This is a genomic window from Megamonas rupellensis DSM 19944, assembly GCF_000378365.1.
In the GTDB taxonomy this organism is placed as follows: domain Bacteria; phylum Bacillota; class Negativicutes; order Selenomonadales; family Selenomonadaceae; genus Megamonas; species Megamonas funiformis.
In genome coordinates, this window is record NZ_KB899606.1 from 1 (window position 1) to 14,405 (window position 14,405).

General features: G+C 30.5%; 15 protein-coding genes and 1 CRISPR repeat array. Of the genes, 2 read left to right on the plus strand and 13 right to left on the minus strand.

Annotated features, from left to right (window positions below; translation table 11 throughout):
• Nucleotides 1–229 precede the first annotated feature (229 nt).
• Nucleotides 230–796 (plus strand): hypothetical protein, encoded by a 567-nt coding sequence (locus F553_RS0110390; protein WP_019000052.1) that lies wholly within the window; start codon nucleotides 230–232, stop codon nucleotides 794–796.
• Between the two features lie 502 nt (nucleotides 797–1,298).
• Here F553_RS0110390 and F553_RS0110395 read toward each other — a convergent pair.
• The 13 genes from F553_RS0110395 to F553_RS0110455 all read right to left on the minus strand — a co-directional run bounded on the left by F553_RS0110395 (nucleotide 1,299) and on the right by F553_RS0110455 (nucleotide 12,231).
• Nucleotides 1,299–2,465 (minus strand): XRE family transcriptional regulator, encoded by a 1,167-nt coding sequence (locus F553_RS0110395; RefSeq protein WP_019000053.1) that lies wholly within the window; start codon nucleotides 2,463–2,465, stop codon nucleotides 1,299–1,301.
• Nucleotides 2,466–2,481: 16 nt separating this feature from the next.
• Nucleotides 2,482–3,234: a DUF5986 family protein gene (locus F553_RS0110400; protein WP_019000054.1), complete on the minus strand. Its 753-nt coding sequence runs from the start codon at nucleotides 3,232–3,234 to the stop codon at nucleotides 2,482–2,484.
• Between the two features lie 417 nt (nucleotides 3,235–3,651).
• Nucleotides 3,652–3,939, minus strand: coding sequence for an Rpn/YhgA-type helix-turn-helix domain-containing protein (locus tag F553_RS0110405; protein WP_019000055.1), 288 nt, complete (start codon nucleotides 3,937–3,939; stop codon nucleotides 3,652–3,654).
• Between the two features lie 154 nt (nucleotides 3,940–4,093).
• Nucleotides 4,094–5,053 carry an alpha/beta hydrolase gene (locus F553_RS0110410; protein WP_019000056.1) on the minus strand — a complete coding sequence of 320 codons (960 nt, stop codon included), beginning with the start codon at nucleotides 5,051–5,053 and terminating at the stop codon, nucleotides 4,094–4,096.
• 153 nt (nucleotides 5,054–5,206) lie between these two features.
• The gene (locus F553_RS0110415) at nucleotides 5,207–5,479 is read right to left on the minus strand and encodes a hypothetical protein (RefSeq protein ID WP_019000057.1); all 273 of its coding nucleotides are present in this window, start codon (nucleotides 5,477–5,479) and stop codon (nucleotides 5,207–5,209) included.
• Nucleotides 5,480–5,704: 225 nt separating this feature from the next.
• Entirely contained in the window at nucleotides 5,705–6,940 is a 1,236-nt protein-coding gene (locus F553_RS0110420; protein ID WP_019000058.1) for an LL-diaminopimelate aminotransferase, read from the minus strand.
• Between the two features lie 174 nt (nucleotides 6,941–7,114).
• Nucleotides 7,115–7,468: a 50S ribosomal protein L20 gene (gene rplT, locus F553_RS0110425; RefSeq protein WP_008538460.1), complete on the minus strand. Its 354-nt coding sequence runs from the start codon at nucleotides 7,466–7,468 to the stop codon at nucleotides 7,115–7,117.
• 36 nt (nucleotides 7,469–7,504) lie between these two features.
• Entirely contained in the window at nucleotides 7,505–7,702 is a 198-nt protein-coding gene (gene rpmI, locus F553_RS0110430) for a 50S ribosomal protein L35 (protein ID WP_008538462.1), read from the minus strand.
• Complete coding sequence (infC, locus tag F553_RS0110435) at nucleotides 7,689–8,243, minus strand: translation initiation factor IF-3 (protein ID WP_019000059.1); 555 nt, start codon at nucleotides 8,241–8,243, stop codon at nucleotides 7,689–7,691. The genes rpmI and infC overlap by 14 nt, the downstream gene beginning before the upstream one ends.
• 250 nt (nucleotides 8,244–8,493) lie before the next feature.
• Nucleotides 8,494–8,715: a hypothetical protein gene (locus F553_RS0110440; protein WP_019000060.1), complete on the minus strand. Its 222-nt coding sequence runs from the start codon at nucleotides 8,713–8,715 to the stop codon at nucleotides 8,494–8,496.
• 22 nt (nucleotides 8,716–8,737) lie between these two features.
• Nucleotides 8,738–9,354: direct repeats of the CRISPR family, unit length 30 nt; unit sequence ATTCAAATACAACTCTTGTTTCTATTAATC.
• Nucleotides 9,355–9,534: 180 nt separating this feature from the next.
• Nucleotides 9,535–10,440: a dihydroorotate dehydrogenase gene (locus F553_RS0110445; RefSeq protein WP_008538464.1), complete on the minus strand. Its 906-nt coding sequence runs from the start codon at nucleotides 10,438–10,440 to the stop codon at nucleotides 9,535–9,537.
• Nucleotides 10,440–11,204 (minus strand): dihydroorotate dehydrogenase electron transfer subunit, encoded by a 765-nt coding sequence (locus F553_RS0110450; protein WP_008538465.1) that lies wholly within the window; start codon nucleotides 11,202–11,204, stop codon nucleotides 10,440–10,442. Before F553_RS0110450 ends, F553_RS0110445 begins: the two co-directional genes overlap by 1 nt.
• A 121-nt stretch (nucleotides 11,205–11,325) precedes the next feature.
• The gene (locus F553_RS0110455) at nucleotides 11,326–12,231 is read right to left on the minus strand and encodes a DMT family transporter (RefSeq protein WP_008538466.1); all 906 of its coding nucleotides are present in this window, start codon (nucleotides 12,229–12,231) and stop codon (nucleotides 11,326–11,328) included.
• Between the two features lie 573 nt (nucleotides 12,232–12,804).
• On the opposite strand from F553_RS0110455, the gene F553_RS0110460 reads away from it, so the two are divergent.
• Complete coding sequence (locus tag F553_RS0110460; RefSeq protein WP_019000061.1) at nucleotides 12,805–14,181, plus strand: dihydroorotase; 1,377 nt, start codon at nucleotides 12,805–12,807, stop codon at nucleotides 14,179–14,181.
• Nucleotides 14,182–14,405 lie beyond the last annotated feature (224 nt).

Sequence of the window (14,405 nt, forward strand, 5' to 3'; positions counted from 1 at the left end):
CATGAGCAAGAAAAGTAACAAAAGAACTCTACCTCCCGATACCAATTTTTCTTTGTCAATTATAAAACCATGACTATAACGCTCTAAACTCGCTTTGCTCAAACAGTAGAGCTAAATTCATAGTAATGGTTTTATCCTTGCCAATAGCCTATGGCTACCGCAAAATTTGCTAACGTGAGGGACATTTGGTTATTATTTTATCAATTTATCAATAAAAGGAGAACTTTCTATGAAAAAATTATTTATACGAATTCTTGTTCTCGAATGTTTTTTATTTATTAATCTCTATACCATTACTTTTGCTAATACTCCACTAAAAGTATCATTTATTCCTATTTCAGAATTTTCAATAGGTGGCATTAGTTTTCAATCTACATTACAAGATGTAATTAATATATATGGAAAACCTACATCCATAACACCTTATGAAAATTCTTCATATACTTCAAGTGGACCTTATATGATGAGTCAAAATTTTATTACTTATAATTATAATAACAAATTTATTATTGAGGCTTATAATGATGGCTTATCATGGGATCCAAAAGATCTTTTTGTTTATTCTGTTACCATAAAAGATGCAAATAATTTATCAACGCCTAGTGGATTTCATGTTGGACAATCATTTTCATCTGTAACAAATATTTATGGATATACTGCTAAATTAAAGAAATCAACAAATAGAAATAATAATTACTCCTATTATTGCTATAAATATTATGAAGCCACATTAATTTTTGCAGTTGATTATAATAATATTATTAGAGAAATTAGCATTTGGGGTGTAACCTGCTAATATATTATATTTATTTCAGAACTATAAATCTTTATTCATAAATAATACCAAACATCTTCCCGCATTTTAGCATCTTTTTACGGTAGCTATTAGCTATTGGCAAAGATAAAAATATAGCTACGCTTTTAGTTCTACTGTTTGAGCCTTGCGAGTTTAGAACGTTGTTGATATATTTTTATCTTTGACAAAGTAAAAAGTGCGTGAGCGGGTGATTTCTTTGGTTCGTTTCTTTATCACTAAAGAAATGAACAAACACCCTATTTTATATTTACTTTTCTTTCATGAGCAAGAAAAGTAACAAAAGAACTCTACCTCCCGATACCAATTTTTCTTTGTCAATTATAAAACCATGACTATAACGCTCTAAACTCGCTTCGCTCAAACAGTAGAGCTAAATTCATAGTCATGGTTTTATTCTTGCCAATAGCCTACGGCTACCGCAAAATTCGCTAACGTGAGGGATATTTGGTTATTATTTTTATCATATTTTTAACTTTCTAAGTTACAAATTCTTTCTTATTCTTAAATTTTGGAAATAAATTATTTTAGATTGTGATAATGTTTCTTTTGGTAAATTTAATAAATTCTCAATATCTTCTGGCATAATGCTAAAATTATATACAGAAGCTAACTCATCCATAAAAGATTTTGCCGTAAAAACATTTTCATTCAAAAGCATTAATACTGCTGTTTTTAACAATGATGGCTGTCTTGTTAATAAAATATCATCTAAGGGTTCATTTCTTCTCATTTTATTTTTTTGTAATCTACGTATCATTAATTGATATTCATCTATATTAATTACTTTTAAATCAAAAGCTCGATATAACATAGCTTGAATTGACACATGCCATTTATTTTTTAATTCAATATAACCACTTATATTTAAAGGTGTATTTTCAACATCTTTTTTAAAAGATTCTCTAGGCAACAAAAATGCAGAAGCAAATTTATTAGCTTCTCGTTCTTTTTCCTTAAAATAACTACTTTCTTCAAGTTCATCACTATCTATATCCCATGAATGTAGACAAATATGTCCTAACTCATGAGCAATGTCAAAATGTATTCTAGCTGCAGATGTTTTATTATTCGAATATGCTATCAGATATTTCATATAAGCACCATTATCAATTCGTTTGCTTAAAGCATCTACATAATTATTTGAAGAATTATTTGTACTAAATGATGAAACTAGAATTCCATGTTTTTCTACTTCATATATAATATTTTCAATTGGTCTATTTCCCAAATTCCAATATTCACGAAGTAAATTTGCCGTTTTCTCTGGATCTCTTTTTAAATTTTCTTGATTAAAATTTGGTAAATCTAGTTTTGGGAATATAATATACTCTTTTAAAAAATCATATATTATATTAATGAAATCTAACTTTAATTGAACTTCTTCTCTATATTTTTTTGTTGTGGTTAGTAGAGATCTAAAATATACACTACTATACGGAAAAGATATATTTTTTTCATAAAAAAATCTAAAAGGAAAATTTAATTCCTTAGAAATTTTACTAATTATACTTTCACTAGGATTCGATTGCAAATTATTTTCATACATAGATATTGTTTGTCTCTGACAACCTATTTTTTCTGCTAAATCCTTAGTAGTTAATCCCCGATATATCCGTGCCATTTTTAATCGTTTTCCATTAATTTTCATATTAAAAACTTCCTAATTAGGAGTTATATTTTTTCTCCTCCATTTTTTTGTTTATTTTTAAATTATTATCATTAATACCTTTTCTTGCAATAGCTTTCTTTGTCAATCCTAATCCATTATTTGGTTCATTAGCTAAAGGATCATCATTTTTATCAACTTTATCCAAATCCATATTTGGTTCAATATAAATACTTTTTGTAAAATCCATTTCTTCATGTATATCCAAATTATTATCAAATATAACTGCTCTTATTGAAGATATATTTGATATTTCTTTTGAAGGATTAAACAATATACTCACAACACAATTTATTTCTAACTCCGATAAATTTAATTCTTCTTTTATTTTTTTAAACTTATCTGATAATAATTTTTCATCTTTATCATCATCAAACAATAATAATTGTTTTACTTGCGAAGGAATATTTTTATTATATTCATTTAAAAATTGACATAAATAATGTGTTTTTTTCCCTTTATCAATATCTTTTTTTAAACCGTTTATACGTTTTTCTTGAAAAAATAAATATAAATTTTTTGTTTTATTATCAAAGGCTACGCCATACTGCCATATAGAATGTTTAATAAAGCTATACACGAATCTATTATTAAAAAATTCCTTTGATAACAAAGTATAAAAAACGTCCCATGGATCAGTTCTTTTACTATTATAAGTGGATCTATCTTTATTAGATAATAATATATTTCCAAAAAAACCTTCCTGTGCAGATTTTATTACATGTCTTATAAATTCTTCTGGTACTTCCATAAGCGACCTCCTTATATTGTATAATTTTCTTTCATTATAGGACATTTCTCTTAAAACGTCAATTAAACGTTATTTTTATTTTTTTTAGTAAAAAGATGAGTGTATGATACTTATTTTTAAAAAATCCTCATAATATAAATATCTTATACTATGAGGATTTTTCAATAATACCTAACCATTTCCCGCATTTTATCATCTTTTTACAATAGCTATTAGCTATTGGTAAAGATAAAGCTTTTAATTCTACTGTTAAGCCTTGCGAGTTTTAAGCATTGTATGAAATGATAATTTTTTCTAAAGCTAAAATTTATCTGCGGTGATTTTAACATAGTTCTTAGTGCTTTAGCACTCTAGAAATATGTTATGCAACTTGTTGTGATTTGGTTCGTTTCTTTGTCACCAAAGAAATGAACATATCTATTTTTTTATCTCATTTATTTTTTCAACACTTAAACCTGTTACATCAGCAATAAAATTAACATCACTGCCATTTTCTAACATTTTCAATGCAATTTCTATTGCTTTATCTTCTGCACCTTTTTTTAGTCCTTCTTTTAGTCCCTCTTGGCGATTATGATTATATAAGATTGTAGAATTATAATCTCTTATCGCTTTTTCTTGTATTTCATATTGACGTCTTTTTATCTCATCTTGTGAAAATACCATCTCATAATTTAAAGCTTCTTTTATTACAGGATTGTTCATAGCTATCGCCTCTCTTTGTTCATCTATACATTTAGATAAAAAATATTTCATTTTTACTATACATCAAATCATTATCTAATAAAAAAACTGTACCCTAAAATATTTTATATCTATCTTTTAGGGTACAGTCCATTATTTAATAACTTTTTTCATATTAGAGTAAATATTTTCTTAATCCTTCGATTATCATCTGTTGTCCATATTTACCTTCTTCTTCAGAATGTACAGTAAATCCATGTCTTGCATTCATGAATTTTCTTACTGTTACTTCTACACCATTGTGTGCTAATCTCATCGCATAATCAATACCTTCATCACAAAGTGAATCTATTTCACAGACAAGCATCACTGTAGGTGGTAATTTACTTAATTCTTCATCACTTGCAAATATTGGTGAACAATGTGGATCTACTGACTGTTCACTAGTGCAATAACAACTATTATAAAGTACAGAAACATTTGGTGGAATAGCACCATCTATAATTGGTTTTGTATATGGATTTTTGGCAAGGTCTATTGGTGGATAATCAAGCACTTGACATTTAAACGCAAAATCATTTGTTTCATTTGCCATCATGGCTACAACAGTTGCGATATTTCCGCCAGCAGAGTGACCGCCAATTGCCATATTATGTACATCTATATGGTATTTATCATTATTTTTTACATAATAATTTACTATATCGTATACATCTTCAATACCCTGTGGCCATGGATTTTCTGGTGCTAAACCATAATCCATGCTAATTACACAGATATTCAATGTATCACTGATTGCACGAGATAATCTATCATCTTGCTCTAAAGAACCAATGACAAATCCGCCACCATGGATATCAAAATAAACTGGGAGTGGTTTATCTAATTTATTTACATCCATACCAGTTGGATAATATACACATGCTCTATATACACCATTGCGTGTATTAATCTCTTCTATCATTCCAGAAACTTTCACATCTTTTACGGATTTTTTATAATTATCCTTCATATCTTGTACTGCTTGCGGTACCTGCACAGCACTCGCCTCCCCTGTATTATTGCTTGTAATAAAAAAAGGAACTAATAATACACATATTGCAAACATAAATTTTAAATATTTTTTCATTTTCATTTATAATCTCCTTTCTTTTAATAAATATTATATATAAATTATAATAAACAAATATTCAGAAATCAAATTTTTATGCAAAAAAACTGCACCTTTAAAAATTATTATACGTCTAACTTTAAAAGTGCAGTTTAATTAACAATATTTCTTTATTAATTAATCATCCCAACGGTCATCGTCCCAATCATCGTCATCATCATGTTCGTAGCGGTCATCGTCCCGCCAATCATCATCATGTTCATATCTGTCATCGTCCCACCAATCATCATGTTCATATCGGTCATCATCTCGCCAGTCATCATCGCAATCATCATACATGATAATGGTTTTTTCTGTATTTAGTACATCTGTTTTTAATGGAAAAGCATTTGTACTAACGGGAAAAAACATCACTGCCACTAACAATAAGCACCATAAAAATTTTTTCATCTCCTTCTCCTCCGTTTCTTTTTAATTTACATATAATTATATCATTTAATTGTTAAAATTCTGTTAAATTTAAAATTTTTTTCATTATGAATAATATATCTATAAAACAGTAAATTATATTTTAATATTTATATAGTCTGAACAATTTATAAAAAAATAAATAGAACTGTACCTCACATTTGACATTTGAAGTACAGTTCTATTAAATAATTTTTTATGTTTTTATTAAAGTTTTAATTGAGTTTTGATGCGTTCTACAGCTTTTAATGTATTTTCACGGCTACCAAATGCAGTGAGACGGAAATAATTTTCGCCAGATGGACCAAAACCAGAACCTGGAGTACCTACGATATTTGCTTCATGAAGAAGTTTATCGAAGAAATCCCAAGAAGTCATGCCTGCTGGAACTTTGAGCCATACATATGGGGAGTTTACACCACCGAAAACAGTAAGACCAAGACTTGCTAAACCTTCACGGATAATTTTTGCATTTTCCATGTAGTAGCCAACCATTTCTTTTACTTGTTTTTGTCCTTCTTCAGTAAGTACAGCTTCTGCACCACGCTGAATAATATAAGGTGTACCATTGAATTTAGTTGTATGACGGCGATTCCAAAGAGGATTTAAAGCTTGTTCTTTACCATCTTTTGTATAACCTTTAACAGATTTTGGTAATACAATATAACCGCAACGAGTACCAGTGAAACCTGCTGTTTTGGAGAAGGAACGGAATTCAATAGCTACTTCTTTTGCGCCTTCAATTTCATAAATTGTATGAGGTACATCTTCTTCTGTAATATAGTAAGAATATGCTGCATCATATAAAATGATAGATTTATTTTCTTTAGCATATTTAACCCATTTAGCCAATTCATCACGGGATAAAGTAGTACCAGTTGGGTTATTAGGGCTACATAAATAAATCATGTCTACATGCTGTTTTGGAAGTTCTGGAGTGAAGTTATTTTCAGCAGTACATGGCATATATACTACACCTTCAAAAGTTCCATCTTCTTTTACAAGACCTGTACGACCAGCCATGATATTTGTATCGAGATATACAGGATATACAGGGTCAGTAATAGCAATAGTATTATCTACGCCAAAAATTTCTTGGATATTACCGCAGTCAGATTTTGCACCATCGCTGACAAAAATTTCATCAGCTTCGATATCTACACCACGAGATTTATAAATTACATCACGAATTTTTTCACGTAAAAATGCATAACCTTGTTCAGGGCCATAACCGCGGAAAGTTTCTTTATTAGCCATTTCATCAACAGCTTTATGCATAGCTTCAATACTAACTTGTGGTAATGGTAATGTAACGTCACCGATACCTAAGCTAATAACTTCAGCTTCTGGATTTTCAGCTTTGAATTTCTGCACACGATGTGCAATTTCAGCAAAAAGGTAACTACCTTGTAATTTTAGATAATTTTCATTAACTAATGCCATTTATAATCCTCCTAAATACTTTTATTTATCTCTAAATAAAATTCATTCTTATTTATTATACAGTATTTGGCATATTTAAACAATGTATACTTGTTTAGTCAAATTCAAATAAATTTAAACTAACAAAAAAAGCTGTCTCTAATCTAGAATTAGAAACAGCTTTTATTTTTTATATTAGAGATTGCTTTTTGCAACTTCAACAAGTTTAGCAAATGCAGCTGCATCGTTGATAGCAACGTCAGCTAACATTTTACGGTTAACTTGAACACCAGCTTTTGTTAAACCGCAGATGAAACGGCTGTAGGACATACCGTTTGCACGAGTAGCAGCATTGATACGAGCGATCCAAAGTTTACGGAATTCACCTTTTTTCGCACGACGGTCTCTACGTGCATAGTAAAGAGCTTTCATAACGAGTTCGTTAGCTTTTTTGAACTGTTTGCTTCTAGCTCCTCTATAACCTTTAGCTAATTTTAAGATTTTTTTATGACGTGCATGAGCGGTTACGCCACTTTTTACTCTTGGCATTATTTACCCTCCTAAATTTCAACAATAAATGATTAATTAAGCGTATGGAAGCATTTTGCTTACACGTTTATGATCAGCAGCAGTGATGATAGCTGCTTTACGTAAATTACGTTTACGTTTTGGTGATTTCTTTTCTAAAATGTGGCTTTTGAAAGCTTTATTACGTTTGAATTCACCAGAACCAGTAGCTGTAAAACGTTTAGCTGCAGCTCTGCGAGTTTTAATTTTTGGCATTAGTGTTTCCTCCTTTAGTTTGCACTTTAGGTGCTAAAATCATAATCATATTTTTACCTTCAAGTTTAGGTTCGCGTTCAACAGTAACAGCTTCTTGCATTGCTTCAGCGACCTTTAATAAAAGCTCTTTACCCATTTCTGGATGAGAAAGCTCACGGCCACGGAACATGATTGTAGCTTTTACTTTATTGCCTTCAGCAATAAAACGCATAGCATTTTTAACTTTGAAGTTAAAATCGTGTGTTTCAATACCAGGACGAAGTTTTACTTCTTTTACACTGATAACCTTCTGTTTTTTCTTCGCTTCTTTTTCACGTTTTTGTTGTTCATAGCGATATTTTCCGAAATCCATGATTCGGCAAACAGGTGGTTTTGCTTTTGGAGCAACTTCTACTAAGTCTAAATGAGCTTCTTCTGCTTTACGAAGAGCATCTCTTGTAGACATAATACCAAGCTGTTCTCCCTGAGCATCTGTCACACGAACTTCTCTAGCGCGGATTTCGCCATTAATTCTTAAAGTTTCTTTACTAATAGAAAACACCTCATTATTTATATATTATTTTTATTATATACACAAAAAAGAGGATGACGCACGTCACCCTCTGATATTACAAATTAAAATATACGTTAAACGTTTTTGTTTTAATTAGTAACCCTAGTGACTAGCACGCCATAAGGTGAGAAGCGGTGACTTCTTCTTGTGCAATACGTTGTATCTCAAATACAACGTAACTTAATATATCACAAACTATATCCACTGTCAATAAGTTTTTTTATAAATACAAATCTCTTTATAATTTTTTTCTAATATCTATTGTATAACCTATAGAATCTAACAAGTCTACCAACATGTTAAATTTTATATTATTATTTGATAATGTTTTTGTAAAAGTTTGTTCCAATAAATTTTTATTATATTTTTTATTGTATACCGCTATTAAATCCCTTCTTGTAATTCCCTCCTGATAACATATATCAATAATAACTTTCTTTATATCTTTTACATTTTCCACAACTATTTATCTCTCCTAATTCATTAAAATACAACTCTTGTTTCTATTAATCTTTTCATTTGATATCACATATACACCTACTGGCATATTCAAATACAACTCTTGTTTCTATTAATCTCGACTGAATTATCTCCTCGATATTGTTCTTGGTTATTCAAATACAACTCTTGTTTCTATTAATCATAGTCCATGTATTATTATTGGAATTTCCTGCTCATTCAAATACAACTCTTGTTTCTATTAATCCCTCCTAAATATATGAGCTGCTCACTTTTTAAGGATTCAAATACAACTCTTGTTTCTATTAATCTTACGCGGAGCAAGCTTTAGTTAGTGCAGGTAAAGCATTCAAATACAACTCTTGTTTCTATTAATCCTCTCCTGCTTCGCCTGTACCATAACTAATAACATCATTCAAATACAACTCTTGTTTCTATTAATCCAAGGAAGCTACAGAAGAAGCCAAAGAGCATTTAAATTCAAATACAACTCTTGTTTCTATTAATCATTAATGCTAACTATGATTGGTGCAATAAGTACTTTATTCAAATACAACTCTTGTTTCTATTAATCACTTTTATTATTAAGTACCTGCTGTTTTTAGTGCTGATTCAAATACAACTCTTGTTTCTATTAATCCCTATATTTATTAGCATTTCTTTTTTATTATAGCTTCTAAAGTCTTGTTATTCAAGGATATAAAAAAATTTTACCAGGCGATTTTGATTTTTATTAGTTATATAAAAAAAATAGCCTATAAAGCTTATATTGCTTAGCTTTATAGGCTATTTAGTAAAAATTCACTTGGTAATTTTTTATTTAAGCTTGTAATGCTCCTACAAGTTCATTTACATCTTCAATATTGTGTTTTTGCATATATTCAGCAATACCATCTGCAATTACTTTTAATGCTGATGGGTCAATGAAGTTATGTGCTCCTACTGCTACTGCTGTTGCACCTGCAAGCAAGAATTCAATAGCATCCTCTGCACTTGCAATACCGCCCATACCAATAATTGGAATGTTTACAGCTTTTGCTACTTGCCATACCATACGAAGTGCTACAGGTTTTACAGCAGGGCCAGAAAGACCACCTGTGATATTGCCAAGTAATGGTTTTCTTGTATTGATATCTATTGCCATACCAGTCAATGTATTAATCATAGAAATAGCATCTGCACCAGCTTCTTCTACTGCTTTTGCCATCTGCACAATATCTGTTACATTTGGAGAAAGTTTTACAATTACAGTTTTTTTAGTATGAGTTTTTACTGCATGAGTTACAGCAGCTGCTGCTTTTGGGTCTGTACCAAAAACGATACCGCCTTCTTTTACATTTGGACAAGAAATATTTACTTCTACAGCATCTACGCCGTCAATATCCAAACGCCATGCCATTTCAGCATATTCTTCTACAGAACCTGCGGAAATATTTACGATAACAGCAGTATTATATTTTTTAATTTTTGGTAAGATATCATAAATAAAAGCATCTACCCCTGGATTTTCAAGACCGATACAGTTGAGCATACCAGAAGGAGTTTCTGCTATTCTAACACCTGGATTACCAGCACGAGGTTTTGGTGTAACGCCTTTAGTAACGATTGCACCGATTTCATTTACATCAAGAAAATCTTCATATTCTCTACCAAATCCGAATGTTCCTGAAGCTCCCATTACAGGATTTTTTAATTCAAGATTACCAATCTTTACAGATAAATTCATTAAAATACCTCCTTAGCTTCAAAAACTGGGCCTTCTGTGCAAACTTTACGACGTTTTTTAGTGAGTTTACCTTCAAAAGTACAACCAAGACATACGCCAATACCGCAAGCCATGCGTTTTTCTAATGATACTTGGCAATCAATATCATGTTCATAAGCGAGTTTTGCCACGCCTTCCATCATGATATTTGGACCACAAGTATAAATAGCGTCAATATTATTTTCTTTTAAGATTTCAGGCATTAATTGGATAGTAAAACCTTTAAATCCTACAGAGCCATCATCTGTTGTGATATAAATTTTATCAGCATATTCTTTTAAATATTCTTCCCAGAATACTTCATCTTTATTTTTACCACCGATAAGTAAAATAGGTTTTTGGTCTTTGAGCAAGCGAGATAAATAGATAAGTGGAGCAATACCTACACCACCGCCTACGAGCAATGGACGACCTTCTTTTAATTTGAAGCCATTACCAATAGGACCTAAAATACTAAATTCTTCGCCTTCTTTTAATCTAGAATATTCAGCTGTACCTTTACCGACAATACGATAAATTAAAGTGATTGTACCTTCATTTTTATCTACATCTGCAATACTGAATGGACGACGCAAAAAGTTTTCACTATGCAAAGTCTTCACATGAACAAACTGACCAGGTTCAGCAAGATTTGCAATTTCTGGAGCTTTGATAACCATGTGTTTTACATTTTCATTTACTGCTTTGTTGAGCAAAATTGTTCCTGTTACTACAAGCTTTTTCAAAAGAAACCCTCCTACTTTTTACACATTATACTTTATAATCATAATACTATATAACTAATTTTTTCGCAAAATTTCTCAACTAAAAATAATTTTATTTTCATTAATCTATTTTAAATTTATTTTACTTTTTCCAATTTAATTTTTCTAAAATTTGCTTTGTATGTGTTGTTATATATACACCTAATAAAATAACTACTGCGCCTAAACATTCTTCCATAGTAATTATTTCATTTAATGTTATTGAAGCTGTAACAATCCCCACAATAGGCATGATATTTAAAAATATGGAAGCTGTACTTGCGCCTACATTTTTTACACCAATATTCCAAAATATCATTGCGCCTACACCACCGAGCCATACAATATATGCAAATGAAGCCATAGCTTTCATAGATAAATCTGGTATAAATAAACCACAAGTAAAATGACCATAGATTGCAATAAAAATCGCACCAAATACTCCCGCCCATGCTGTAACAGATAATACAGACATTTTTTTCATCACACGAATACTGATTAAACAATAAATTGCCCAACTTAATTGAGCTACAAAAAATAATATATCTCCCAAATTAAATGAAATATGTAAAATAATATCTAGATTTCCATTGCTGATTAAATACAATGTTCCTGATATCGAAATTATAATTCCAATCCATTGCAATAAAGCCAATCTTTCACGCAAAAATACAAAAGCTAATAAAGATGTAACAGCTGGCGTCATAGCAGCAATCAAAGTGGCATTAGCTACTGTAGAATATTGTAGCCCTGTAAATTGTGAACCATTATTCAAACTAACGCCTGTTATCCCCATAATTATAAGTGGCAACCAACAACTTTTGGGCGGTATAAAATCTTTTTTATGTGTAATTTTCATCAATAAAAATAAAGTAGCACTAAGTAATAAATATCGGAAAGATACTAAAGTAGGTGGGTTCATCTCCGCTACAATGAATTTCACCACTACAGGCTGAAAACCCCATAAAATTCCAGCCAAAGACAACAACACATAAGCTTTATTTTTCAAAATAACATCTCCATTTAACTAAAACCTAAGTCATCATTATAACATATCCCTATAACGAGATTAAACATAAAATATATTCTAATACTTGCCACTATGCTATAATAAGTTATTATTACTTTTCTTTTATGGACAAAGAAAAGTAACAAAAGAAATCCACCGCAGATAAAATTTTAACTTTGAAAATAATTATCACTTCATACAACGCTTAGAAACTCGCTTCGCTCAAACATTTAGACTAAAACCGTATTCAGTGCTAATTATTTTCAATAACTTAACAGTTACCATTAAAATTTTATAATGCGGAAAATAGATATTACGTGTTATTTTAGTATTTAAATAAATTCAATATCGTAAAAGTCTGCTAACGCGGGTATATTTGGTATTATTCTTATATCATATATAAGAAATAATATGTACTATTTATTGCTTAAATTATAAATCTTATCTGTGGATTTTTTAACGTAATTTTTATTATTTTTAGCATTTTAAAAATATGTTATGCTATTTGTTATAGTTTATTTTTTATATAAAGGAAAAATGTATTTTATAATTCTTAGGAGGGATAATTTTTTTATGTATGATTTGGCTTTAAAAAATGGTTTTATTGTTAATGAAAATGAAATCTATCTAGGAAATATTTATATACAAGATGAAAAGATTGTTGAAATTTCTTTAGCGGATAAGCCTGCCACTGAGGTTTATGATGTTTCTGGTAAGTATCTTTTACCTGGCTGTATTGATACGCATTGTCATTTTCGTGACCCTGGAGCTACTGCTAAGGAAGATTTTACAACTGGCACACAAGCTGCTATTGCCGGTGGTGTAACTACTGTATTTGATATGCCCAATACAAATCCTTCTGTTTTAAATGAGCAAGATTTATTGCAAAAAGCAAATTATTTTGCTCCTAAAGCTTTTGCTGATTATGGTATTTGGGGTCTTTCTTTAGGTGAAATCAACCTTGGCGATTTACCTAGACTTTGTGAAGCTGGTGCTAGTGCTGTAAAATTCTTCTGGGGATATGCTATAAATGCCAAAACAAAAGCTTTAATTTATAATTACAATCCTAAAGATGAAGATATTATCCCACCTCTTGGCGACGGTGAAGTCTATGAAATTTTTGAACAAATGGCAAAAACAGGAAAAATAATCGCCATTCATGCTGAAAATATTGAATTAATTCAAACTTTAACTAAACGTCTTCAACAATCTGGTAAAAAAGATTACGAAGCTTTAATCCAATCTCGACCAGCTCTAGCAGAAGCTTTGACTATCCAAACAGCTAGTCTACTTGCTAAAGCCACTGGTGCTAGACTTCATATTCTTCATTTGACTTCTAAAATGGGAATGGAAGCAGTCGCTCAAGCAAAGGCTAATGGTGTAAATATAACTGCTGAAACTTGCCCACAATATCTATTTTTATCTGCTAAAGATTACGATAGTGTAGGACCAATGATGAAAGTATATCCTGTCATCAAACATGAAGAAGATAGACTTGCACTTTGGCAAGGATTGAAAAATGACACTATAGATTTTATCGCCTCTGACCATGCACCACATATCATCAGTGAAAAACAAGGTGATTTATTCTCCATTCCTGCTGGCATGTGCGGTGTAGAAACTATGCTTCCATTAATGCTCAATGAAGTAAATAATGGTCATATCACTTTACCTTTCTTAGTGAAAGTCATGGCTAAAAATGTAGCTGATATCTATAATTTACCAAATAAAGGTAATTTAGAAATCGGTAAAGATGCCGATATTGTAGTTGTCGATATGAATAAAGTCGATACTATTGAAAATGAAAAACTTCACAGCAAACAACCACTAACTGCTTTTGCTGGTAGAAAAATCAAAGGCTGGCCTATCAAAACATTTTTACGCGGTCAATTAGTTGTGGATAATAATAAAATCTGCCAAGATAAAGCTTGTGGTAAATGGATAAAATAATTAAATTTTAATTAAAAAAGCTCTTAATAGCAAAATGAACTGCACCCCAAAAGTTGGACACAAAACAACTTTTGGAGGTGCAGTTTTTTATGACTAAATACTCAAATGAATTTAAAGTTAAAGCAATTAAAATGGTTTTAAAAGGAAATTCTATTTCTCATGTAGCTAAAATTCTAAACATGCCAGATATAGCTCCTCTTTGCAGATGGATATCTCATTATGAA